The organism is Streptomyces sp. NPDC018964 (assembly GCF_044390325.1).
Taxonomy (GTDB): domain Bacteria; phylum Actinomycetota; class Actinomycetes; order Streptomycetales; family Streptomycetaceae; genus Streptomyces.
In genome coordinates, this window is record NZ_JBIRYZ010000006.1 from 107,886 (window position 1) to 129,515 (window position 21,630).

Genomic DNA, 21,630 nt, shown 5'->3' on the forward strand with positions numbered 1-21,630 from the left:
GAGGGATACCGGGCCCGGCCGCGTGCTTTGGAAGGTGAGCGGCCGGGCCCGGTGGTGATTGCTCAGGTCATGCACCAGCCGGAGTCACAGCCGGTGTCGGTGTCGTCGAACGGCAGCGTGTCGACCCCGTCCGGGATGGCGTCGGCCAGCGGCCGGAGTAGGCGGGTGAGGTATACGTGGTCCTTGCCGAGCGCGTCCCGGCGCCGGTTGAGCAGCGCTTCGAGGTCGCACGCCTTGGCGAACAGCTCCGGCTCGTCCCGGCGCATGTCGTGCCAGTTCTCCGGCCGGTGGAACGGGCAGAACCAGCACGCCGACTTCGGTGGCACCGGAAGCCCGACGCTGCGGATGATGCGCGGGCAGTCCGCCCGGCGGATGCCGAGATCGAGCAGCGGGTATTCGATGCGCTCGTGCGGCTCGCAGCGCCGGGTGTTCGCCCGGCCGATCTCGTCCAGGCTGATGCCGATGCCGACGGTGGCCGGGTTGTCCCGGGACGCGCCGCGCCGCTTCAGCTCCTTGCCGATGACCTTGATTTTGAAGTCGCCGGTGCAGGCGCGGGTGCCCGGCGCCCCGGACGGCGAGAGCCGCACGGGGATGGGCAGCGACCGTGAGCCCTCCCGGGTGATGCGCCCGTACAAGGTCTCGCTCGTGCCGTCGCGACGTACCCGGCCGACGGTGACCAACTCCAGCCCATGGGCCTCGGCGAACGGGCGCGCGTACTCCTCAACGTAGCGCAGGGTGGCAGGCTTCTCGGAGTCGTCACCGACGTTGGCGAAGATGAACGTCCGGTAGTCCAGCTCCCCGCGCGCGGCCAGCACCAGGGCGGCCGTTGACTGCCAGCCACCGCCGAAGCTGAACGCCTTCACCGGCTCGGTTGTGGTCGTCATGCGTGGTCCTCTCCGGCGCTCAGGTCGAACAGTGCGCACTGATCCGCAGGGGCCGCGGGGAGTTGCTTCCTGGCCTGGCGTGCGGCGGCTTCGTGGCAGTCGGGGCACCATGCGCGCAGCGCGCTCGCCGGGAGGCGAGCGGCCGTCACGTTGCTGGCGAGCGGGTCGCCGGGGGCGGCCATCAGGCGCACCCGGCGCCCGTGCTTGCTGGTGTAGTGGTCGTGCTCGTGCGGGCACCGGCCGCTGCCCTTGGCGTGCGCGTTGCCGCACTCGCCGCTGCACTGGCAGCGGAACCCGGCCGCCTCCATGACCGCGGTGAACACGGCGGCGCCGACGATGGGTTGTGACCTCATGCGACCACCCCCACCGCGGGAGCGCTGGTGCGGGCGCCGGTCCGGCCGGCGCGGCGTCCGGTGACGGTGGCGAACAGCCAGCCGAGCCCGGCGCGGCGGGTTCCGGCGCGAGCTCGCTTGGCCGCGTACATCGCTTCATCCGCTCGCCGCAGCAGGCCGGAAAGGTCGTCGGCGGGGAAGTCCGCGGCACGCACCCAGCCCAGCGAGACCGTGGTGCGTACGGCCGGGTCCTGGCCATCGACCGGCCCGGCGAGCACGCTATGCAGTACGGCGAGCAGGTCCTCGGCGGTGCCGTGGTCGTCGATGAGGACGGCGGCGAACTCATCGCCCCCGAGCCGCCCGGCGACCCCCGTACGGCCGACGTGATGGGCGAGCCGATCGGCGGTCGCCTTCAGCAGCACGTCCCCGGCCGCGTGCCCGTAGGTGTCGTTGATGTGCTTGAACTTGTCGACGTCAGCCAGCACCACGACCGCGCGGGGGTCTTTGAGCAGGGCCGTGGCGCGGCGGGTGAAGCCGTCGCGGGTGCGTAACCCGGTCAGCGGGTCACGCCGGGCGGTGTTGAGGCAGCCTCGCAGCCACCACACGTGAACCGCCCAACCCGCGGCGAGCGGCAGCGCGGACAGCAGGACCGTTGCCAGGGTGTTCACGCTGCCACCCCCTCGGCTCCGTCGCCGGGCTCCGTGTCGTCGGGCGCGTCCACCGGGTGCAGGGCGCGGCCGTCGGCTCGCTCGGCAAGCAGAGCGTCACGCACCTGCCGGGCGGGGCTGGAGCCGCAGTGCAGTTCCTTGCGCAGCGCTTCGGCGTTGATCTGGCTGTCCTGCCAGTCGGCCGTGATCGTGCGTGCCTCGGCGAACAGATCGGCCGTTGTGCGCTGCGCTGCCTTGCCCTTGGCGGGCCGCTTGCGCGGCGGCTTGGTCGGCTCGCGCTTCGGCTCCTCCGGAGCCTGCGACGGCTCCGGGGCGGCGGGCACGTCGGCGCCGGCGGGGGCGAGTTCGCCCATGCGCAGCATCACGCGCTCACGCCGCGGAGTCCTCCAGCGCCACGCCACCGGGCCGAACCGCTCATGCAGGTCCGCGCGGACCAACAGGCGCTCACGCTCGCAGGCGAGGGCGTCGGTGTAGGAGGTGACCTCCCACAGCGTCATGCGCCGCCACAATGCGAACGTCGACAGCGGCGCCAGCAGCCAGCGCGACCACCGGATCTTGTCCATGCGCCGTCCGGTGACGGCACCGATGCGAACGGCGTAGACGTGGGCGCCGATCTCGGAGAACACCACCCACAGCAGCGGCATCGTGCCGTGCGCCACCTTCGCGGACAGCGAGTGCCCGGCCGCGATGTTCAGCCAGCACGTGACCAGGGTCAGCACCCAGGGCACGAACCGCACCCATGCCAACGCCATGTCCAGCCGGATCAGCAGCAGGTTGGCCAGGGTGAACACCGGGATGGCGATGTCGATGGCGATGGGCAGGGTGTGCGGGTTACTGAAGCCCCACCGGGCCGCGGCCAGGGACACCGCGTCAAACGAGGAATACAGGCCCAGGGCACCGACCGCGGCGGCGGCGAGCGCGCCGATTCCGGCAAGGCCCATCTCCGGCTTGGTCAGCGGGGGCACGGCCGGACGCTCGACGGTCTGCGTCGTCATGCCGCACCCCCATGCGTAGCAGGCCCGTCGGTGTAGCCGTGTAGGTGCACCTCGGCGCCCGCGTAGTCGGTGGTCGCCTTCAGCACGCGCGTCATGCCGTCGCCCTGTACTCCGTGTGTCACCTGCTCCGGCGGCACGGCCAGGGCCTCCCGCCATGCCTCGAACGCGTTCAGACCCTCGTGGAACCGCAGGGTCAGCCGGTCGGGGTAGATGCGGGACAGGTCGACGTCCGGGGCGGGCAGGTGCCCGAAGTCAGCGGCCAGCAGCCGCAGCACGAGCAGTGGAGCGGCCAGCCCGTCCAGCGTGAGCGGCTCGTTCATGCCGCCGCTCCCTTCCGCGAGGGCCGACGGCGCCCGGTCGCCGGGCGGGTCAGAGGGACGACGTTGAACAGCTCCGGGGCGTGCGCCTCGATCACCTCGGCGGCGATGCGGGCCACGTCGTCCGGGAGATCCGGGTTGTCGGCGAGGATGTCGCGCGCCGCGTCCTTGCGGGCGGCGCGCTCCTCTTCGGTCTCGCCCTCCTCCCCCAGCCACAGCTCCGGCGGGGTACCAAGGGCCAGTTCGATGAAGTCGTTGACGGAGACGGCCTGATGACCGCCGATGTAGGCGCGCATAGCAACGCTCCTGATGTCGAAGGGACAGAGGGGTGCCGGGCGGTCGTGGCCTTGTGGTGAGAGGCGACCGCCCGGAGAGCAGGCAGTGAAGTGCGTTCCGGCTCCCCTCGGCGTTGCTCGTACGAGACGAGCAACGGAGGCAACCGGCCGCAGTGCAGATGTATGACGCTGCGGAGCGGTTGAAGTCGCGCGGTCTTGCATCCGCGCGGCCGTCACTTCGGGGGAGACGGCTCAGAGGCCCACTTATGTGCGCCTGTGACCAGGCGTTTTTCAAGGATCAACCGCTTCCTTCAGACCCGTTTCACGGGGCCCTCCAGGCGCGAGTTCAGATTGACTTATGTCAATCTGAACTGTCAAGGAGGTCCGGCGAAAAAGCCGAGATTGACTTAGTCCGGCTACTCTCGAACCCATGGAGCACAGCTCAGAAGCGCCCAGGCAGGCGCCCACGGCCAAGGACATTGCTGCGGACTTCCGAGCGAAGATCACAGGCCCGAAGCCCGAGTACGAACCGGGAGATCGACTCCCAGCGGCTCGCACGCTCGCCAAGCAACTTGGCGTGCAGCTCCTGACTGTTCAGAGCGCGTACGGCCAGCTCCGCGACGAGGGGTTGGTCCTCACCCAGCAAGGCCGCGGGACCTTCGTCCGAGACCCCTCGATGCCGCTCGGCACCGAGCCGGGCAGTAGCCCCGCCTTCACCGCACTGGCCGCAGAGCTCAGCTCGATTCATGACGCTCTTCGTCTGCTCGGTGAGCGACTCGACCGCCTTGAACAGCTTGTCGGTGACGGGACTCCACCCTCGCCGTGAGTTCGTCCGCACGCTGCAGCAGTCGTTCAACCGTGGCGCGCGCCTCGCTCAAACTTGCTTCGATCAAGGCAAGTTCCGTGGGAGTCAGCCCTCCCAACTCGCCGCTTTGCTCATTGATCCCTGGCATGGCAATGAGCATGCGGCCGGAAATGGAAGAGGACCCGGACAGACTGTCCGGGTCCTCTTTCCCTGCAGGTCAGGCAGATTGACGATTCGTCATCGAGTGGCTTCCTCCACGGCGTCCAGCACTGCGGCCCATGGGAGTTCGCGCCCCGCCGGCGCCTCCCTCGGCTCATACAGCGGCCAGACGTCCGGGCCGTAGACGACGTGCACTCCCCCAGCACGAAGAGCATCGATGTGCCCTTGCCACGCGGGATGGCGCGCGTGCGCCGCGTTCACCCGTGGGAAGACGACGACTGGCAGACCAAGCGTGCCGATAGCCTCGCCAACCTGGGTGAGTGCCTGATTGTCCATCACGCCAGTCGCGAGCTTGGCGATCACGTTGGCGGACGCGGGAGCGACCACGTAGCAGTCAACTGGCGGATGCGGCCGGGCCTCACCAGGCAGGCGCGGTTCGTCACGTACGGGTAGGCCGGTGAGCTTCTCCAGCCGCTCAACCTCCCCGCTCATCCGAAGCCACTGACCTGCGGTCGGCGTCAGCGTGACGGCAACCTGCCATCCGCGGTCCATCGCGGGTTCGACGAGACCGGTACGCAATGCCTCTACGCCCCCGGCCGCCGACCCGACAACTCCGAGCACCCCGCGCTTGCCTGAACTCACTGCACCGCCCTGCACCGTTGCGCCATCACGAACACCTCGGACGAACGCGAGCCGCCGGTCACGGGAGACTGCTTGATCAGGTCCCGCAGCGTCTCGCGCACCCTCGGATTGTTGCGTACAAGCTGCGGCGACGTGCGCTCAGCCGTACGCAGCTCCGCAAACGCCTCGTCTCCCTGGCCGGCAAGCGACAGAGCCCGCGCGTAGTCGATGCGGTGGGAAACGCTGCGCTCCTGCGGCATGTGGTCGACATCGATCCGGCCGTGTTCCACCACGTACGAGACGTTGTCAAGGTCCAGCTCAACGGACAGGCGATGGAGTAGGACGTTCGTCGGCCCGAATCCGGTCTGCCAGTAGTTCTCATCCGACCCGAGGTCGTCCGCGAGTTCTTCGGCACGGTCCAACAGCGCCGTGGCGGTGGGCCGGTCCTGATGCCTCGCTGCCGCGACTGCGGCACGCAGGTGGATCATTCCGAGCAAGCTGAGCACGGCCGGGTCGTTCTCTGCCACCTGGGACGACAGCCACCTTGCCGCCGTGTTGCCCAGTTCGAGAGCATCGTCGTAGCGCCCGTTGGCAAGCAGAGCATGCGTGCCGGACCGGGCCGCGGAGGCCAACACGAGCGGGTCGTCCGACTCGTCAGCGGCTCGCATCGCGCGCTCGGCAGCGAGCCACGAGATGTCGGACTCACCGATCTTCGCGAGCGTCGTAGCGGCGAGATGGTGCGTACGGGCCGACACTGCCCAGCAATCGCTACGGTCGTCGCCGCGACGCGCCGCGCGATCCTCCAACTCCTGTGCGGTCTGAAGCAGCGCGGGAAGAGCGGCGATGACACTGCCAAGCCGTCCGCCCTGGTAGTCGTTCCATGCCTGCTCCACCCGTACGGCCACCGGGGCGGGTGTCGGCAGCTGAGTCTCAGCCTCGGAGCCGAAGAGCAGACGCGAGAGGCGACGCGGGCTCATGAGGGCATCGCGTACGGCGGGGACGTCGTCCTGTTGGCGCTCGTCTTCCATGAGGACGGTCTGTCCGAGTAGGTCGCCGAGGGGCACGCGCAGGATGCGAGACAGCTCAGCGAGCATGTCGATGCGGGGCGGCTTCCGGCGCCCGGTCTCGATCTTCGCGAGCCAGTCCGTGCTGCGACCGACCAGACCGGCCAGCACCTCTTGCGTGTAGCCGCGGCGCTTCCGGTAGAACGCGATGCGCTCACCGATGCTGAGGTGATCTCCAAAACCACGCATTGCGGAATTGCCTCCCGGTTGTAGGGGCGAGGTTCACGGTACCGAGCCGGTCGCCATGCTGGGCAGATGGCTTTCCTGTCCGTCGGGCCGAGCGTGAGGCACCCAAGGGCAGCGGACCCGGACGAAGTGTCCGGGTCCGGTTCGAAGAGGTTGGGATTCCGAGGTGGCGGACAGGACGTGTCCCACCTGTCCGACTGTCCCAGCAGCCAGGGTGACCTGCGCAAACAGGTGGGACAGTGAGATACCGGGCTGTCCCACCTGTCCGGCGAGAATGGCTGTAACACCCAGGGGGGTAGCGTCCGACCGTGAGCCCATCGACACTTCAGCTCCTGCTCGCGGCTCTCGGGGTGGGCGGCACCCTGGCAGCAGCGATCTTGACGCAAATACTGCAAAAGAAAGCCGAGCGAGAGAGGAGAGCTGCCGAAGACCTCCGCAGGTGGCACGCGGAACGCTTCCGCGCCGCCAAAGAGCTCCTCTACAAAATCAAGGAGACGGAACGCATCCTTTGGAGTGCATGCGCGTCTCTCCCCAACGAGGAGGAGTATGCACGGCTCCGGCGGGCCGGATACACGACACTACTCACGGTCCGTGAAACGGATGTGCCCCAGCCGACCGACGAGACGATGGTCTTCGATGCGGTGCACTTAGAGATCGTCCGGGAGGCGCTAGAGCAAGTGCACGGACTACTTGAGGAAGCAGAGCACCTGACTGCCGAGATCGCCATCCTGTCCGAGGGGGCGACACCGGAAGCCGCGTCAGCCATGTTCGAGGCCGCATGGGATGCGGCCGGCGCTCTAGAGACAACCCGCGGCTCCCAAGACGCCGCCTTCCATGCAGTCTTGGCTATGAAGGAGCCGATAGTCGTGTTCCAGGCGTCCGTACGCGAGGAACTCGGCGTAGCGTCTCCCCCAACCCCCCGGAGTGTTACAGCCACTGGTGGGCGACCACGGACGCCCACCCCGAGGACTTTGCCGTAATGGCGGAGCCAATGCCGCAACTGTTCCACACCACGCGGTTCGAAATTTCGTTGCCTAGTTTCCCACTCGGCTCTCCTTGACGGCTGCCGCAAGCTCCGGAGGGAGAAAATGAATCAGGGGCGTCGACTTACGGAATGACACGAGTCCTGTGATTACTTTAAGGGCGAGCTCCTTGTGGCCATCCGACGTTGCGGCCGACGCAAAGTCAACTACCTCACGCTCTGGGACATGCTCAATCAACGACCGAATCAATCCCTCTTGGACATCCGTCATTCGCTTATCTCCTAGCAGCCGATATAGCTGCCAGCGATGCATCCCGGAGTGGCCACTTCCATATCGAGCAACAAGATCGGGGACGCCCTGCGGATAGCCAAGCGAGCGGAACTCCTCGATCAGCAGCAGAAGAATATCCGGAGATTCAGGCCAAACCTCGTCTGAATTCCAGGTATTTCCCACTGTCCAACCATGCCCGCCTTTATGTAGCTCAACGAAGAGTGCGGCGACTTCAGCTAGGGGCCGCTCCTCCCGAACAGTCTTGACCATGATGGACGCATACCTTGCGGCTCCAGCTCTCATCATTAGGTCGACAACTTGGCAGACCTCGCGGATAGCTCGAACTTTGGCGAAGGCACCCACAAAGATGCTGCCATCCGATGGAAGCCAATCATCCGTGGGCCGAAGCAATGAGGCCAGCGCTGGAACTCGGGGAGGTTCCAAGCGCTCCCCCAACCCTACCAACAGACCTTTAGCGAACTTGGTCCAACTACGCTCATTCAGTTTGTCGAGCACCGCAACAACAAAATCTGGCGGCCTCTGCAAAGCCAGCTCCACAATGGGAGTTACATCACCTAAAGCGCTAGCTTCCTCAAAAGCTTGATCCATGGGATCTCTGGGATAGGTTTCATTCACCGCTTCCGCGAATGGTTCCTCCGCTGCAGTCCAGAGAGCAACAAATCGCGAGCTCTCAGAGCTCACTTCTGGGCTGTTAATGGCCCGACCAGCCAAAACCCGAACGAGGCTGTCCAGTTGCTTGACGGTTGGCCATCGTCGGCCAGAGAGAATCTGTGAGACCAAATCTCTGTTCATGGTCGCACTGAGATCATCTCGCTCCTGAATCTCGGCGCTTATGCTCCGGACACCTGGGGTGTCTGCCAGGCGGTAGAGCTTATGTAGCTCAATGAGTAAGTCGCGCCTCGGGCCTGGAGGCACCAGATGTGTTCCGGGCAGGGAGACCCCGCGAGCGCCCCTGGTCGACATGGCTTGCTCCGTCTGTAAGTGTCTACAAGTGTCAGCAGGTGTCGACACCCTAGAGGAATCCAACCCTCTGAGCTGCGGGAACAACCAACCTCGTCTCGAAGCTGTCAGCCAACTGCCATCCACTCCGGGCGTCGTCGCTCAATGGAGAAGCAGTCGCGGGAGTGCTCCGAACAGCGGGCTCCCTGCGTCGCACTGCGAAAACCAGCCGACTGGAGGACAGGTGACAGGACAGCGCCAGAATGAGCACCATGAGGCGGGACGTCGGATGGTAGGGAAGCAATTGCTTCTTGCAACGCTCGGTGGCCTCTGCTCTGCGGCCGGCAAGCGGATGTTGGAGTGGTGGCTCGGTTGGTGGGGCGGAGACTGATGACTCAGCCCCCTCGGTACAGCTGACGCCCCGAACTGATGGCGCTTCTTCGTGTGAGGGGCGTGTGGATCAGCGATGCGCACGTCCCTCACACCCGTTCTTCGCAGGTCAAAGCCACCGCCAGGGTCTTGGGGAGCGTGCTCTCCGGAGCCGTGTGCGCAGGTTCGAATCCTGCCGGGGGCACCCTGTATGAGGTGCCCAAAGACCCCGTCACCAGCGGAAACGCTGAGGTCGGGGTCTTCGCGTATGTGCAGGCGTACGCCGCTCGGAGCGGCCGTACGTCGGGACCCGTGGATTGGCAACGGGTGACAAACGCCCAGGCCGGCCGTCATTTCTCACGCCGTGGCACGAGCCTCCACCAGCGACCGCTGCACGTCGCCCACCAGGTCCCGGAGGCGTCCGGGCTGCACGCCCTCGTGTTCCATCCACTCGTCGAAGCGAGGACGCAGGTGCCGCACCATGCCCGTCCCGTGGCGACGCAGCACCGAGCGGTTGGTCGAGATCTCCTCCTGCACCTCTCTTCGGAGATCATCGGTCCAGCCCTGCGCCCGGTCTTCCCCGCCCAGAGGAGCCTTGAGAGCGGCCACCGCTTCGTCGAGGACCGCGAGCAAGCCCATGGCGTCTCCCGGAGATCACGAGGTGCACTGCACCGGTTCCTGTCAGTCCTTGAACGGCGAAAGCCCCGGACAGGTCCGGGCTCGAAGCCTAGCTGTATTGCCTCGTGAGATTGAGTTCGCTCTGCCCGGATGATGCATTGCCATAGGTAGGGCACCAGCGGCTACCGAGCGTGGCTGCGGACCAATTCGGTCGGACGTGGCGAAGGGGGCTGGGACGATTACCGTCCTGGTTCGCCGCCGGGTCGCTCCGTGCGGAGCATGGAGAAGATCACCTGATCGTGCCACCGGCCGCCGCGCCACTGCGCGGAGCGCAGTACGCCCTCCCTGACGAAGCCCGCCTTCTCCAACGCGCGTTGCTCGGCGAGGTTAGCGGAGTCCGTCCAGGCTTGAAGCCGTTCGGCCCTGGTGTGGTCGAAGAGGTACTCGGCCAGCAGTCGCTGCGCCTGGGTGCCTATGCCACGGCCCTGCACGGCGGGCACCAGACCGATCGCCAGACTCCAGCAGGTAGAGGTGGCGGGCCGTCCCCAGGTGCCGGCGAACCACTCGACCCGGCCCACCGTCCTGCCCGCCTCCGCAACGGAGAGCACGCCGCCATCGGGGCCGAGCAGGCCGGTTTCCGCGAATCGCCGACGCAGGCCGGCCGACGACGTGAAGCCGAACCACTGGTGCGGGCCGGTCCCCTCCGGCCCACTGAACTCGCGCTCGAACAGATCGAGATCCTCGCCGGTCACCGGGCGCAGCCTGATCTCATCGGACATGGAACGACTCCTGATCCTCTCGACCACACGGTCCGGCCTCGTCTCGTACGGCCGGCACAGCGGAGAAGTTACGGGACAGGCGAAAGTCACGCGCAACCGTGCTGGGGAACCTCATGCTCGCCCGTATCCGTCGACGCGACATCGAGGCGGGGGTGGCCGACCTCACCGAAGCCATCGCCGAGCTGGAGACCACACGCGGGGGCGGAGGCATGAGCATCGCCTTCGGAGCCGCCCACGAACTACGCCCCTGGCGACAGGAACCCCTCATCACAGAGGTCCACGACAGACTGCTCGGCCTGACGGCGGCAGCGTAGGAGAGAGAAAGAGACACCGGTGGCAGCCAACTCCCTGGACCGCGCCAAGCAGGCGGTACGTACGCAGGTCTGGGACGCCCTGACCGCCGCGGACGCCGTCCACGACCCTTCCGTTCACGGCCGTATCCCCCACTTCAAGGGCGCCGAGAAAGCTGCAGCCCGACTCGCGACACTCCCGGCCTGGCAGCGCGCGAGCGTCGTCAAAGCAGTACCGGACAAGGCCCAACTCCCGGTCCGCGCAAGAGCCCTGGAGGAAGGCAAAACCCTCTACATGGCGGTCCCGAAGCTGGCCACCCTCAAGCCCTTCTACCTCCTCGACCCGGCTGCCCTCACCGTCCCGCCCGCCGAGGCCGCAGCCAGCCGCACCGCTGCCACCATCGCCCCCACCGTCGAGGTCGACGCCCTGCGCCCCCTGGACCTGATCATCCTCGGCAGCGTCGCCGTCAACCGCAACGGCGCCCGCATCGGCAAGGGCGCCGGCTACTCCGACATCGAGTTCGCCCTGCTCACCGAAGCCGGCCTGGTGACACCGGAGACCGTCGTCATCACCACCGTCCACCCACTCCAGGTGACCGAAACCCCGATCCCCACCACCGAACACGACGTCGACGTCGACCTGATCGTGACCCCCGAGGAAACCATCACCTGCCCGAACCCCCACCGGCCGTCCGGAATCGATTGGTCAGCCCTCACCACGGAGAAGATCACCATGATCCCAGCGCTCATGGCTCGACAGGTCTCCTGAAGGCCGGAGTTCTGAGTGTCTCTCAAGGCTGATTCAAAGGCCGGTAATCATATGGCTGTATAGGTCGGGCCGTTGCAATAGAGATTGGGTGGATTGTGAGCTTGTTCCGCTTTGTCAGATACTGCACCCTTAAGAGCTCGTAACACGATCATGCGATCCAGTCCCAGTAGTTGTGTCGTGGTGGAGCGCGGGGGCGTTGTCCTGGATCGTGGGAGATGACCTGTGTGAGGAAGAGGGCTCGGATGAGCGTGGTATGGGCGGCAATGTCACCGGAATCGGGCCTGTTCCATCCGGTCGAGAAGCGTTCAGAGGTGAAGGATCTGTCAGACCGCTTCAACAACCTGCGTTCTCTTGGCCAGGGGTACGTCGAAGTTCGGTCGCCGGACAGGGAGTTCCCGAGACTGATCTTGGCCTTCCGAGATGATCACGCGGTCGTCCACCTGATGAGTGACACCGAGCGGATGTCTCTGCTCGCAGGAGACGGCACCGTGCTCTCCGGTGCCAAGGTCGAAGTCCCGATCATGGATGACCTCGCCGCGTTCACGGGCGACTTTGTCCTAGATGTCGATCGGGCGTGGGACCTACTGCACAACTTCACCCGGACGTGGGCGGCCGGCCCTCTGGGTGAGTGGTGTGAGTTGTAGCCAACAGCTCGTGACACGATCATGACCGGTGCTTCCTCAGTCGCCTCCAGCAGATAAGGCTGCAGGCCATGGACAGGAAGGCGTCGTGGAGTTCGGTGCGGCGTTCCCAGCGGACGGCGAGGCGCTTGAAGTGGTGGAGCAGGGCGAAGGTCTGCTCGACGACGTAGCGGAGCTTGCCCATGCCCTTGATGTTCGGGGCTCCCTTGCGGGAGATGACGGGCAGGATCCGGCGCTTGCGGAGCTGGTCGCGGTTGGGGTTAGAGTCGTATCCCTTGTCGCCGAGCAGGGCCTCGGGACGCTTGCGAGGACGGCCGGGGCGGCCGGCGACGGGCGGGATGCCGTCGACCAGGGCGAGTGTCTGGGTGACGTCGTTGACGTTGGCCGCGGTGGTGATGACCTTGAGCGGGGTGCCGCGTCCGTCGCAGATCAGGTGGTGTTTGCTGCCCGGCTTGCGCCGGTCGACCGGTGACGGACCGGTGTCGGCACCCCCTTTTTCGCGCGGATGTGGGAGCCGTCCACGCAGGCCCGTGACCAGTCGAGTTCCCCGGCCGCGTTCAGTTCGGCGAGCAGGATGCGGTGCAGTCGGTCGAAGACACCGGCTTGCTGCCACCTCTCCAGGCGGCGCCAGCAGGTCTGTCCGGAGCCGAACCCCAGCTCCAGCGGCAGCAGTTGCCAGGCCACATCGTTGTAGAGCACGTACAAGATGCCCTGCAGGCACAGCCGGTCGTCCACCGGCCGTGGCCCTGGCGACCGCTCGGGCCACGGCGGCAGTAACGGCTCGATCAGCGCCCACAAGTCGTCGTCCACGATCCACGGCCGAGTACTCACACCATCACGAACGGCCGAATCGTCTGACCAGTCACGCCCTACCAGGGCATCTCAACAAGATCGTGTTACGAGCTCTTACGCTCGCACTGGTGGGATCCCACCTTCACAGAAATGGAGTTGGCGCCTGCTGCTCCGGCCGACCACCGGAGCAGCGGGGTGCGGGGCGTCGGTGTTGGCCTGGTACTTGCCTGCGTCTTGCGGGCATTGCGGCTGGACCAGGAGCACCTTCTACCTCAGCGCAGACCTCTTGATGCGGTATCAGGTAGCACCGAGGAGGCGAGTGCCTACGAACCGAACGTCTCGCCAGGGATCGTGCTCGGAGCAGTATGCCGCACAGTTACTGGGGGCCAAGGCACCGGAGGGCCGCCTAGGAGCAACGAAAAGTTCCGCGTTCTCCACTTGAGCATCGCACCCTTCACGGTGCTCGCAGCGGCCTCTAAGCCCAACGACTCTGATAATCCAGAGGGGTTGCGGAACGCTAACTTCACCAAGCACTGGATGTCTGAGTCGAGCGGTGTATTTGGAGGGTACATCGTAGAGCTGCCCGTGGGACGACTTGTAGCGATTGCACCATCCGCAAGCCAGCCGCATATTCTCAACCGACGCCGCTCCGCCTGCCGCCACGGGGCGCACGTGGTCAACCTCAGGCAAAAGATCGGCCGAAACCCGCCCTCTCGGTCTAACAAAATCTACGACCAACGACGGAGAAATTTTAAGACCCTTTGCAGCCCGTCCCAAAAATTTTTTCTTAGCCAGATCTGAGAACGCATAACCGCAGAGATAGCATCGCGGAGTTGGCTCATTACTGAACCAAAGTTCCTCTTTCTCTTCAGCAGACAGGCCATCTCGCCGTATCACTCTTCGGAACAAAATTTCTTGCCACGCGGCTTTAGCTATCCTGCGCGCGAGCTCTCGAACCTCGTCATCAGGTGTATCGCTGATCTCACTTGCAAGGTTATCCTTTATTTCCTCGTAAAGATGAGCGTAGCTCAGATCCCCATTTATTTCATATTTCGCACTATCAGCGAACCCATCGATGAACCAACGAGCCCAAGTGGCATTGATATCCGCCTTCAAAAGCCAACCGAGTGGCCCCAGTACCGTGTGTGGAGTCTCACGGGCCGCGAAATCGCGTAGACCCTGAGTATCCCAATTCGATCGCAGCGCAGATTGTGCCGACTCAATCCACGATCCTAGCCCAAGAGTGTCCATTTGCGTCAGGGCTTAAATTTCTCCGGGGCAGGGAGTCGCAGCGGATTCTTCCGATACTCGACCCAAGTCTTGGCCCACTTTTCACGGACTGCCTTCTGGTCCTTTTTCAGGCCAACTTTCCACTCGCGTGCAAAATACTGCGTGTTCACACCTTTCAACCACTCATCCATTGTGAATTTGACATCATCATTGGAATTTATACTAAGTCGACGATCGGTTAGAAACTGGAAATAGTCCGCCGAGAGGATCGTGAGAGAAATCTTGTTATATAGGTTCGAGTCTGTGTTTCCCCAAGCATTACTAGCACCCGGGTCGTCATTTCCGAAACGCTCTCGAATTTCCCAAAAAAATCTAAGGGCAACGCCGCGCCATGGTCCGTCAGTGGAATTCCAAAGCTTGAACTTCTCGTCTCCAGTAGCTGCGTCTTCAACCAAGTCCGACTCCGCCAGAAGCTCACGCCTCCAGAGATCGGCATAATCAAGGCTAGAACCGAAGATTTTGCCGCCCTTCAGCTCGCGGAAGATGGTAGTCAGGCTCTTGAGTACTGTCCAAGGAAGGAGGCGATTCTGGTCGCCCGTCATTCCAGTCTGCACAAGGTTCTTGAACGGACTTTCGGGCGAGCGAGTCATGAAAGCGACTGCCTGGGAGTCATCCAGAGGGATCGCTGCTTTTCGAAGCCGATCTGCAACGGGCTCCAGTTCTTCGCGAGAGAGTGACGTGGAGACAATTGTGCCGAGCAAGGCGGACGGCATAGGAGTTGCCTTTTGGTTGACAACCACAAACTGGAATACGTGCTCAGAGGGGCTGTCGTCAAGAAGCAGAGAGATAGGAAGTTGCCTAGCGAACGATTTCAGCACATTGTCGCGAGCGGTATCTGCTTTAAGGCCTTCGTCGACCATCTCTGCCAGTAGCTCTTGACCTTGTTCACTATCGAGCTTGAGCTGTGCCGCTTTGACAGCTCCATGGAGTCGGTGCTGTCCATCCACAAGTACCACAGGGCGGAGGTAGCTTTGCATTGCCTCTGCCGAAAACCCTACGAACTCTCGTGGGCGCTCGCTCTCGGGTACGGTTCGGAGGATTTCAGCGCGAATCTTGAGTTCTTGATAGAAGTCGACTATCTGCGTCTCTTCAGCCAGGAGTGCAGAGGCAAAATCGATCGATTCTTCGCCATTCCGTTCTTCAGACTGTGACTCATCTTCTTCGATGTCATCATCAGACAGTTCCTCCTCTGCCCAGTCTTTGTCCCAGGAGTGAACTGCGCGTGCTTTTTCAATTACCGCTCGACGCCTAACTGGGTCGATACTGTGCGCGCGAAGCGAGGGGACTCGTTCCTCAAGCTGGAGACAAAGACGCTCAAGCGACTCAAGCAAGGACGCACCTTTGAGCGACTCTATACGGACAACGAGCTCGCCAAAATTAGGGTGTCCTGCAAGAGGTTGAAATGTGACTGCCTCTGCGTCTTGAAGAGCGCAAAGGAGTGGGTTCTGAATTACGTTTCGATCGTCGCTGAAGAATTTCGCCAGCTCCTTTAGACGACCTGGGTTCTCTTCCCTCTGCCAGCCGACGGTCTCCTCTCCGGCAAGGCGCCGCTTCTGCGGCACTCCAACCCAACGATCGACCTCAACTGCGTTCGCTGAGAACAAAAGCAGCTTCTTGCTGCCTTCCTCCTCCTGCAACACATAAGTCGGATAGCGGAATTCATCGACCGTCATTCTTATCCCTCACCTCACGCTGTCTTCGCACGAGTGAGGGTACAGGCCTCAAGTCCCTGCCATGAAGGGTTCCCCCATCTGTAGTCAGATAGATCCAGCTTGTCGGCGTGTCGCCCTAGCCGACGCGTCGACCTGGGCAGTTGGCCCCAGATTCGTCTGCACGGCACTGCAACCCAGGGATGGATGCATACGACCACAGCTAGTGACCTGAGTCGGAGATTCGTCGTTGGTTGGGTACGAGTCGTCCGGGTCCGAAGATTCCGCCGTTGTCGTTGACCGATGCCCAGCGGGCCGTGCTGGAGGGTTGGGTGCATCGTCGCTCGACGGCCCAGGCTCTGGCCCAACGTTCAGGGATCGTGCTGGAGTGCGCCGAGGGGCACTCGATCATGGAGGTGTCACGGCGGCTGCAGGTCAGTCCCTAACTTGATCTTTAACCTGTGCGGCGGGGCCGTGGGGTCGTCGACTTCGTTATTTGTTGTCGCGGCGGCTAGGTTTTGCGCGGTGTGTGCACGTCGTGGCGGGGTGTGGGCCGGGTGTTCTTGCGGCTTGGTGTGGTCGTCCGGGGCCGGGCCGGGAGGGTTTCGGTGCCTGGGCCGGGCAGGCGGTCGCTGGACGAATGTGCCGGAAGTCCCGGCGGACGCGGGCAGGGGTGAGCCTGTCCGGTGGGCTGGGTTTCTCCCAGGGCCGGCGCCGGTCGGCTGCCAGAGGCCGGGCAAGCCGCAACTGGGTGTAGGTGAGGTTCCCCCGAGATGCGGGAAGTGGTGACAGTAGGTCAGATGGGACTCACAGAGAGGAGCCCTGTTGATGCCTGCCCCGAGGAAGTACCCGCTGGAGTTGCGTGAGCGTGCGGTGCGGATGTACCGCGCCGCGGAGCCGAAGCCCGTGATCCGCCGCATGGCCGAGGAGATTGGTGTCCATCACGAGGCCCTGCGCGGCTGGATCCGCCAGGCCGAGGCCGACGCCAGCGAACGCGACGATCTGCTCACCAGCAACGAACGCGCCGAGCTGGCCGAGCTGGCCGAGCTGGCCGAGCTGCGCAAGGAGAACACCCAGCTCAAGCGATCGAACGAGATCCTGCGGACGGCCTCGGCTTTTTTCGCGGCACAGCTCGACCCGACCCGGCCCGGGTGACGGCGCTCTTCGACGAGCACCCTCACCTGGAGGTCGAGCCCACTCTCCGGGAACTGCACATCCCTTCCTCCACATACTACCGCTGGCGCCAGGCGAAGAAGGAGCCGTGCGAACGGCGCCGCCGGGACACCGAGCTGACCGGGCAGATCCGGCAGATCCACACCGACTCCGGCGGAATCTACGGCTCACCTCGCGTGCATGCCGTCCTGAAAAGGGAAGGCGTCCACGTCGGCCGTAAACGAGTCGAACGGCTCATGCGCGGAGCCGGCCTCGCCGGGATCAGCCCCCGCCGGACGGGTAAGGGCTTCACCCGCCGCGACCGGGACGCCGACCTCGCCCCCGACCTGGTCAGACGCGACTTCACCGCCGACAGACCGAACCGGCTGTGGGTCACCGACCTCACCATGATCCCTACCGGTGAGGGACCCTTGTGGCTGTCGGCGATCGGAGACGCGTTCTCCCGCCGGGTGGTGGCCTGGGAGACTGCCGCTCACGCGGACGCCGACCTCGTGCTTGCCACTCTCGAGTACGCTCTCGCGTCCCGCGAGGTCGAACCCGGGCAGTTGATCCATCATGCGGGCCACGGCTGCCAGTACACATTTGTGAAGCTGACAACACGCTTGACGAGAGCAGGAATTGAGGCATCCATGGGCTCCGTCGGGGACTCGTACGACTGTCAGTCTTCTCGCACCGAATCCCGCAAGGATCGGGTAGTCCCGGCTGAGGCGGTCTGACTCTTGCTTATGACTGACCCCGTGAGTGTCCTGGCGTTGATCTGTCGACCGTCCGGCCGGGCACGCAGCAAGCGCTGCCGCCGGACGGACGTGACCTGATAGGAGCCTGGAGCCGACTCACCAAAGCGTCCCCGTGACAGTCCTGTCCGTCCGACCGGCGACAGCGTGAACACCCACGTTAGCGACCGGAAGGACCAACCGTGCACCACAACGAGCAGCCCAGGTCCGGGCATGTCGTGATCGGCGTCGACACGCACAAGCACGTGCACGTCGCAGCAGTGATGGACACGATCGGCGGGATCCTGGCCACCTTGACGGTTTCTACCGACACTGGCGGCTTCCAGCAACTGGCGGACTGGGCAACCTCGTTCGGTAAGGTTCTGGCCTTCGGGATCGAGGGCACCGGCTCCTACGGCGCCACGCTGACCTCGTTCCTGCGCAGGGCCGGCCACAAGGCGGTCGAGGCCGGACGCCCGGACCGCCGGCTGCGGCGCATGAACGGAAAGTCCGACACCCTGGACGCCGAGAACGCTGCCCGCGCAGTGCTGGCCGGGTTCGCGACCGCCACGCCGAAGACCGCCGACGGCGAGGCCGAGATGATCCGCCAACTCAAGATCGCCCATGACCAGGCCGTTGAACAGCGTGCGGCAGCGATGGTCACGATGAAGGCGCTACTCGTCCACGCCCCGGACGCCCTGCGCCGGGAGACTGCCGGCAAGACCCAGATCAGCCTGGCCCGGCAGCTCGCGGCTCTGCGTCCTCGCCGTCTGGAAGGACCCGAGGACGCACTTCGCCACACCCTGCGGACGCTCGCCAAGCGATGGCAGTACCTGGACGCTGAGGCCAAGGAACTGACGAAGATGATCGGCAACCTGGTCCAGCGGGTCGCCCCGCAGCTGCTCGAGCCGTTCGGCATCGGCGTGGACACGGCCGCGGAGATCCTCGTCGTGACCGGCGACAACCCCGAACGGATCAAGTCCGAGGCCGCTCTCGCCAAGCTCGCGGGCATCGCTCCCGTGCCCACCGGCTCAGGCATGACCGGCGGCAGGCATCGCATCAACCACGGCGGCCACCGCCAGCTGAACGCCACGGTCTACCGAACCGTCATCGTCCGGATGCGTTTCCACCAGCCCACGATCGACTACGTCGCCCGCCGCACCGCCGAGGGCAAGACGAAACGGGAGATCATCCGATGCCTCAAGCGCTACGTCATCCGCGAGGTCTACCACCTGCTCCAACCCGCCCCGCGGGTGGCCTCCGCGGCGAGTCGACAACTATAGGAGCGTCAACGCCCTCGCGGAGAACCTCTGGATGCTCATCAAGACCGAGGGCCTGCGTGGACGCGCCTTCGCCACCCGGGCCGAGGCGAACCTCGCGCTCTTCGAGTACATCGACGGGTTTTACAACAGCCGGCGCATCCAGAAGCGCCTCGGCTACCTCAGCCCCGTCGAGTTCGAAGAGCAGCACTACGCCGAGCAGGCAGCGACCGAACGAGCGAACCTGAAACCCCGCCAACCCGTTCTGACCAGCTGATCAGCCCCTCCCGAGCAACGGGGGAACCTCACACTCCGCCACAAAACCAACCAAATTAGCCACACGGAAGCCGCCACGCACACCATCAACGTCACCTGATGTTCAGGACGAACGAAGTTCAGTAGCTGTCCTGGCCAAGAACGGGCTGGGATCACCGTGCCAGGTGATGGTGAGGGCGTCGCGGGCCCGGGTGGCGGCGACGAAGAGCATCGAGCGGGCCTTACGCAGCTCCCGTCGGTAACGGGCGGGATCTTCGGTGCGGTAGCGCTCGATGGCCTCCATCCTAGGCACGAGACGGTCGTTGGCGCCGACAATGGCCAGACGCTGGTACTCCAGGCCCTTGAAGCGGGGCATGGTGCCGACGTGGATGGTGCCGTCGCCGCGGGGGCCGTCGGAGGTCAGCTGTGCGTAGTCCAGGCCGGCTTTGGTGACAAGGTGGTAGATGACCTGGCTGACTTTGTCGCGGTCAGGGACGGCTACGGCGATCAGGCCGCGGGGGTCGCGTCCGCTGCCGTTGTCATGAGCGGCAAGTTCGTCGCGCCAGGTGCGCAACGTGGCAGCGAGGCCATCGAGTTCGTCCTCCCAGGTGGTGTAGCCGTGTAGGTCGGGGACGGGGCCGTGTAGGACGGAGCGGTAGCCCGCGAGAGTGTCGGTGCCTTCGTCGAGGTCGTCGTAGGTCTCACCGGACATCACCGACAGAGCCTGGGCGAGGATCTCCTTGGTGGTTCGGTAGCTCAGGGACAGGCGGGCGGAGCGGCCTCGGACATTGATACCGAGGGAGCCGAGGGAGACGTGGTTGTCGTAGACACGCTGGTGGGTGTCGCCAGCGATGAACATGTCGTTGTCGCCGGGGGCGACCATCGCTCTGAGCATCTTCCAGTGCGCAGCGCGCAGGTCTTGCGCCTCGTCAACGACGACATGCCGGTAGCGGTACCTGAGGTCATGCAGGGATGCATCGGCGTCGCGATGGATGAGGTCGCGGCCGCCAACCTGTTCCTTATATGACTGGCGGGCTTGGATACGGGCGGCACGTTCCATCTCATAGCGGGCCGCGCGCTCGGCGGCTTGGCCCCAGGTCTCGATGCCCTTGCTGTCGAGGCTGGTGGTAAAACGGTCGAGAATGGTCCAGACCGTGGCACGCTCCGGACGGGTGAGTGGGCGCCCGCGGCCAGCTCGGCGGGTCTGGAAATAGGCAGATCGACTGGTGACGGACTGGCCGAGAATGACCTGCTCCCACTCCTCTAGGAGAAACTCCGGCTCGAAGGAGCCCTCCTGCCCCAGCTCTTTGATAACGGTGCGTAGCTCGTTGAGGGCCGTACGGTCATCGGTGCGACGCTTGGTGCGGCCGCTGAGTGCGTTCTCGGTGATGACTTTGTAGGCGAGCTCGTCGATGTGGGTGATCTCAACGCGGGCCAGCAGGGCGGGATCGCCAATGAGGTCGCTGAGGCGAGCGTGCAAGTCGGCCGCGAGATTCTTGGTGAAAGTGGTCAGCAGGATGGGCTTGTCCCGGCCAGGCTTGAGCTGCCGCAGGAGGTGGTGGATGCGGTGCAGGGCGACGATGGTCTTACCCGTGCCGGGACCACCGGAGACCCGAGCAGGGCCGTTGTAGTCGTAGTTGACCAGGCGCGCCTGGGTGGGGTGGAGGAAGACTTTCCATGCCTGGAAATCCCCCGCTTCCAGGACCTTCTGTAGGGCGTCGTCAACGGTGGTGACGGTGGTGCGGGCAAGAGCCGCGCCGAAGTCGGCGAGGTCGATATGTCCCGAGGAGGCCACCGCGTCGGTGATCTCGGCACGTACTTCGTCCGGGCTCATCCCTGCGGCGAGGCCATAGAGGATGTCCTGGGACAGGAGAGGCGCTCCGGCGACCAGGCGGTCGAGGTCGGCGGTGTCGGTGAGCGTCAAGGCGACGTCGATAAGGGGTTCGGCGACGCCGAGGTCACGTAGAAGCTGGGGGGAATGGGCGGCTAGCAGGGGTGGCGCGGAGGAAGCCGGCTCCTGCATGCTAGGAGCTTCCGGCTCGGAGGACGCAGTAGAAGTGGTCTCCGTGACATTGGTGGCATCCGGCTCGGCAGGGACGAGTTGGATACCCGCACGGCGCAAGGCACTTTCGCCGACGACCGAAAGGTCTACGAACTCGAGCTCCCCGGAGACCCGGTTGATGGCAACCGAGAGTTGCTCGTAGACGTCCCGCCGGTGCCTGACCGCGATGATCAGCCAGTCTTCGTCACCGCGCTTGTCGGTTCCGGTGCGAGTGAGCAGCGCGCGGTAAGAGTCATCAATCCGTGCGGAGAAGATCTGAGAGTCGCCCTTGAGGGCTTTGAGCTGCAGGCCGTTGCTGTGCGGGTTCTGCCTGAAGCGGTGGGAGAAGTCGTAGAACTTGGCCTTCACCGAGCGGTCGAGCTTATACAGCTCCTGTTCGGCTTTCTGGTACAGGCTGAGGCGGACAGTCATCAGCGGGCGTCTTCCGGGAGTGGGAGAAATACGGTCTGGGG

At 64.7% G+C, this 21,630-nt stretch carries 24 protein-coding genes and 1 pseudogene; 9 read left to right on the forward strand and 16 right to left on the reverse strand.

Annotation, left to right across the window (positions count from 1 at the left end; genetic code table 11):
• Window positions 1-62 precede the first annotated feature (62 nt).
• The 6 genes from ACH5AO_RS12185 to ACH5AO_RS12210 are packed head-to-tail and all read right to left on the reverse strand — an operon-like array spanning window position 63 to window position 3,492.
• Window positions 63-884 carry a phosphoadenosine phosphosulfate reductase gene (locus ACH5AO_RS12185; RefSeq protein ID WP_398924152.1) on the reverse strand — a complete coding sequence of 274 codons (822 nt, stop codon included), beginning with the start codon at window positions 882-884 and terminating at the stop codon, window positions 63-65.
• Window positions 881-1,237 carry a hypothetical protein gene (locus ACH5AO_RS12190; RefSeq protein ID WP_398924153.1) on the reverse strand — a complete coding sequence of 119 codons (357 nt, stop codon included), beginning with the start codon at window positions 1,235-1,237 and terminating at the stop codon, window positions 881-883. The genes ACH5AO_RS12185 and ACH5AO_RS12190 overlap by 4 nt, the downstream gene beginning before the upstream one ends.
• The gene (locus ACH5AO_RS12195; protein WP_398924154.1) at window positions 1,234-1,884 is read right to left on the reverse strand and encodes a GGDEF domain-containing protein; all 651 of its coding nucleotides are present in this window, start codon (window positions 1,882-1,884) and stop codon (window positions 1,234-1,236) included. Before ACH5AO_RS12195 ends, ACH5AO_RS12190 begins: the two co-directional genes overlap by 4 nt.
• Window positions 1,881-2,879 (reverse strand): DUF2637 domain-containing protein, encoded by a 999-nt coding sequence (locus ACH5AO_RS12200; RefSeq protein WP_398924155.1) that lies wholly within the window; start codon window positions 2,877-2,879, stop codon window positions 1,881-1,883. The genes ACH5AO_RS12195 and ACH5AO_RS12200 overlap by 4 nt, the downstream gene beginning before the upstream one ends.
• Window positions 2,876-3,199 (reverse strand): hypothetical protein, encoded by a 324-nt coding sequence (locus ACH5AO_RS12205; protein ID WP_398924156.1) that lies wholly within the window; start codon window positions 3,197-3,199, stop codon window positions 2,876-2,878. The genes ACH5AO_RS12200 and ACH5AO_RS12205 overlap by 4 nt, the downstream gene beginning before the upstream one ends.
• Entirely contained in the window at window positions 3,196-3,492 is a 297-nt protein-coding gene (locus ACH5AO_RS12210; protein WP_398924157.1) for a hypothetical protein, read from the reverse strand. Before ACH5AO_RS12210 ends, ACH5AO_RS12205 begins: the two co-directional genes overlap by 4 nt.
• Window positions 3,493-3,901: 409 nt before the next feature.
• On the opposite strand from ACH5AO_RS12210, the gene ACH5AO_RS12215 reads away from it, so the two are divergent.
• On the forward strand, window positions 3,902-4,297 hold the full coding sequence (locus ACH5AO_RS12215; protein WP_100109133.1) for a GntR family transcriptional regulator: 396 nt from the start codon (window positions 3,902-3,904) through the stop codon (window positions 4,295-4,297).
• Window positions 4,298-4,513: 216 nt separating this feature from the next.
• Here the strand turns inward: ACH5AO_RS12215 and ACH5AO_RS12220 are convergent, their stop codons facing one another.
• Window positions 4,514-5,077: a flavoprotein gene (locus tag ACH5AO_RS12220; protein ID WP_398924158.1), complete on the reverse strand. Its 564-nt coding sequence runs from the start codon at window positions 5,075-5,077 to the stop codon at window positions 4,514-4,516.
• Window positions 5,074-6,309: a helix-turn-helix domain-containing protein gene (locus tag ACH5AO_RS12225; protein WP_398924159.1), complete on the reverse strand. Its 1,236-nt coding sequence runs from the start codon at window positions 6,307-6,309 to the stop codon at window positions 5,074-5,076. The genes ACH5AO_RS12220 and ACH5AO_RS12225 overlap by 4 nt, the downstream gene beginning before the upstream one ends.
• Before the next feature lie 305 nt (window positions 6,310-6,614).
• Between ACH5AO_RS12225 and ACH5AO_RS12230 the strand changes: the two genes are divergently transcribed.
• Window positions 6,615-7,286 carry a hypothetical protein gene (locus ACH5AO_RS12230; RefSeq protein WP_398924160.1) on the forward strand — a complete coding sequence of 224 codons (672 nt, stop codon included), beginning with the start codon at window positions 6,615-6,617 and terminating at the stop codon, window positions 7,284-7,286.
• 54 nt (window positions 7,287-7,340) lie between these two features.
• On the opposite strand, the gene ACH5AO_RS12235 is transcribed toward ACH5AO_RS12230, so the two are convergent.
• From ACH5AO_RS12235 to ACH5AO_RS12245, 3 genes are all read right to left on the reverse strand, one after another.
• Window positions 7,341-8,261, reverse strand: a complete 921-nt coding sequence (locus tag ACH5AO_RS12235) for a hypothetical protein (RefSeq protein WP_398924162.1) — start codon at window positions 8,259-8,261, stop codon at window positions 7,341-7,343.
• A 984-nt stretch (window positions 8,262-9,245) separates the two neighbouring features.
• Window positions 9,246-9,527 (reverse strand): hypothetical protein, encoded by a 282-nt coding sequence (locus ACH5AO_RS12240; protein ID WP_398924163.1) that lies wholly within the window; start codon window positions 9,525-9,527, stop codon window positions 9,246-9,248.
• Window positions 9,528-9,745: 218 nt separating this feature from the next.
• On the reverse strand, window positions 9,746-10,285 hold the full coding sequence (locus ACH5AO_RS12245) for a GNAT family N-acetyltransferase (RefSeq protein ID WP_398924164.1): 540 nt from the start codon (window positions 10,283-10,285) through the stop codon (window positions 9,746-9,748).
• Window positions 10,286-10,398: 113 nt separating this feature from the next.
• Between ACH5AO_RS12245 and ACH5AO_RS12250 the strand changes: the two genes are divergently transcribed.
• The 3 genes from ACH5AO_RS12250 (at window position 10,399) to ACH5AO_RS12260 (ending at window position 11,988) form a co-directional block, all read left to right on the forward strand.
• Entirely contained in the window at window positions 10,399-10,599 is a 201-nt protein-coding gene (locus tag ACH5AO_RS12250) for a hypothetical protein (protein ID WP_398924165.1), read from the forward strand.
• 19 nt (window positions 10,600-10,618) lie between these two features.
• Entirely contained in the window at window positions 10,619-11,344 is a 726-nt protein-coding gene (locus tag ACH5AO_RS12255; RefSeq protein ID WP_398924166.1) for a 5-formyltetrahydrofolate cyclo-ligase, read from the forward strand.
• A gap of 242 nt (window positions 11,345-11,586) precedes the next feature.
• Window positions 11,587-11,988 (forward strand): hypothetical protein, encoded by a 402-nt coding sequence (locus ACH5AO_RS12260; protein ID WP_398924167.1) that lies wholly within the window; start codon window positions 11,587-11,589, stop codon window positions 11,986-11,988.
• Window positions 11,989-12,007: 19 nt separating this feature from the next.
• Here the strand turns inward: ACH5AO_RS12260 and ACH5AO_RS12265 are convergent.
• The 4 genes and pseudogenes from ACH5AO_RS12265 to ACH5AO_RS12280 form a co-directional block, all read right to left on the reverse strand.
• A protein-coding gene (locus ACH5AO_RS12265) for an IS5 family transposase (RefSeq protein ID WP_398924168.1) occupies window positions 12,008-12,816 on the reverse strand; the annotation gives its coding sequence in 2 pieces (ribosomal slippage) (window positions 12,008-12,496 and window positions 12,499-12,816; 807 coding nt in all).
• A gap of 258 nt (window positions 12,817-13,074) precedes the next feature.
• On the reverse strand, window positions 13,075-14,028 hold the full coding sequence (locus ACH5AO_RS12270; RefSeq protein ID WP_398924170.1) for an HNH endonuclease: 954 nt from the start codon (window positions 14,026-14,028) through the stop codon (window positions 13,075-13,077).
• Between the two features lie 5 nt (window positions 14,029-14,033).
• Entirely contained in the window at window positions 14,034-15,740 is a 1,707-nt protein-coding gene (locus ACH5AO_RS12275) for a hypothetical protein (protein WP_398924171.1), read from the reverse strand.
• 487 nt (window positions 15,741-16,227) lie between these two features.
• A pseudogene (locus ACH5AO_RS12280) lies at window positions 16,228-16,472 on the reverse strand (transposase); the annotation flags it as partial.
• 72 nt (window positions 16,473-16,544) lie between these two features.
• Here ACH5AO_RS12280 and ACH5AO_RS12285 point away from each other — a divergent pair.
• From ACH5AO_RS12285 to ACH5AO_RS12300, 4 genes are all read left to right on the forward strand, one after another.
• Complete coding sequence (locus ACH5AO_RS12285; RefSeq protein ID WP_398924172.1) at window positions 16,545-16,871, forward strand: transposase; 327 nt, start codon at window positions 16,545-16,547, stop codon at window positions 16,869-16,871.
• On the forward strand, window positions 16,868-17,605 hold the full coding sequence (locus tag ACH5AO_RS12290; protein ID WP_398924173.1) for an IS3 family transposase: 738 nt from the start codon (window positions 16,868-16,870) through the stop codon (window positions 17,603-17,605). The genes ACH5AO_RS12285 and ACH5AO_RS12290 overlap by 4 nt, the downstream gene beginning before the upstream one ends.
• A 200-nt stretch (window positions 17,606-17,805) precedes the next feature.
• Complete coding sequence (locus tag ACH5AO_RS12295; protein WP_398924174.1) at window positions 17,806-18,885, forward strand: IS110 family transposase; 1,080 nt, start codon at window positions 17,806-17,808, stop codon at window positions 18,883-18,885.
• A 31-nt stretch (window positions 18,886-18,916) separates the two neighbouring features.
• Entirely contained in the window at window positions 18,917-19,138 is a 222-nt protein-coding gene (locus ACH5AO_RS12300) for an IS3 family transposase (RefSeq protein ID WP_398924175.1), read from the forward strand.
• Between the two features lie 102 nt (window positions 19,139-19,240).
• On the opposite strand, the gene ACH5AO_RS12305 is transcribed toward ACH5AO_RS12300, so the two are convergent.
• The gene (locus ACH5AO_RS12305) at window positions 19,241-21,589 is read right to left on the reverse strand and encodes a UvrD-helicase domain-containing protein (protein ID WP_398924176.1); all 2,349 of its coding nucleotides are present in this window, start codon (window positions 21,587-21,589) and stop codon (window positions 19,241-19,243) included.
• Window positions 21,590-21,630 lie beyond the last annotated feature (41 nt).

Excerpts from the sequence above, each read along its gene's own strand:
- ACH5AO_RS12215 (WP_100109133.1), top strand. The coding sequence starts at position 3,902 with ATGGAGCACAGCTCAGAAGCGCCCAGGCAGGCGCCCACGGCCAAGGAC.
- ACH5AO_RS12275 (WP_398924171.1), bottom strand. The coding sequence starts at position 15,740 with ATGACGGTCGATGAATTCCGCTATCCGACTTATGTGTTGCAGGAGGAG.
- ACH5AO_RS12305 (WP_398924176.1), bottom strand. The coding sequence starts at position 21,589 with ATGACTGTCCGCCTCAGCCTGTACCAGAAAGCCGAACAGGAGCTGTAT.
- ACH5AO_RS12190 (WP_398924153.1), bottom strand. The coding sequence starts at position 1,237 with ATGAGGTCACAACCCATCGTCGGCGCCGCCGTGTTCACCGCGGTCATG.
- ACH5AO_RS12270 (WP_398924170.1), bottom strand. The coding sequence starts at position 14,028 with ATGGACACTCTTGGGCTAGGATCGTGGATTGAGTCGGCACAATCTGCG.
- ACH5AO_RS12185 (WP_398924152.1), bottom strand. The coding sequence starts at position 884 with ATGACGACCACAACCGAGCCGGTGAAGGCGTTCAGCTTCGGCGGTGGC.
- ACH5AO_RS12300 (WP_398924175.1), top strand. The coding sequence starts at position 18,917 with ATGCTCATCAAGACCGAGGGCCTGCGTGGACGCGCCTTCGCCACCCGG.
- ACH5AO_RS12260 (WP_398924167.1), top strand. The coding sequence starts at position 11,587 with ATGAGCGTGGTATGGGCGGCAATGTCACCGGAATCGGGCCTGTTCCAT.
- ACH5AO_RS12250 (WP_398924165.1), top strand. The coding sequence starts at position 10,399 with ATGCTCGCCCGTATCCGTCGACGCGACATCGAGGCGGGGGTGGCCGAC.
- ACH5AO_RS12245 (WP_398924164.1), bottom strand. The coding sequence starts at position 10,285 with ATGTCCGATGAGATCAGGCTGCGCCCGGTGACCGGCGAGGATCTCGAT.
- ACH5AO_RS12285 (WP_398924172.1), top strand. The coding sequence starts at position 16,545 with ATGCCTGCCCCGAGGAAGTACCCGCTGGAGTTGCGTGAGCGTGCGGTG.
- ACH5AO_RS12240 (WP_398924163.1), bottom strand. The coding sequence starts at position 9,527 with ATGGGCTTGCTCGCGGTCCTCGACGAAGCGGTGGCCGCTCTCAAGGCT.
- ACH5AO_RS12210 (WP_398924157.1), bottom strand. The coding sequence starts at position 3,492 with ATGCGCGCCTACATCGGCGGTCATCAGGCCGTCTCCGTCAACGACTTC.
- ACH5AO_RS12200 (WP_398924155.1), bottom strand. The coding sequence starts at position 2,879 with ATGACGACGCAGACCGTCGAGCGTCCGGCCGTGCCCCCGCTGACCAAG.
- ACH5AO_RS12225 (WP_398924159.1), bottom strand. The coding sequence starts at position 6,309 with ATGCGTGGTTTTGGAGATCACCTCAGCATCGGTGAGCGCATCGCGTTC.
- ACH5AO_RS12205 (WP_398924156.1), bottom strand. The coding sequence starts at position 3,199 with ATGAACGAGCCGCTCACGCTGGACGGGCTGGCCGCTCCACTGCTCGTG.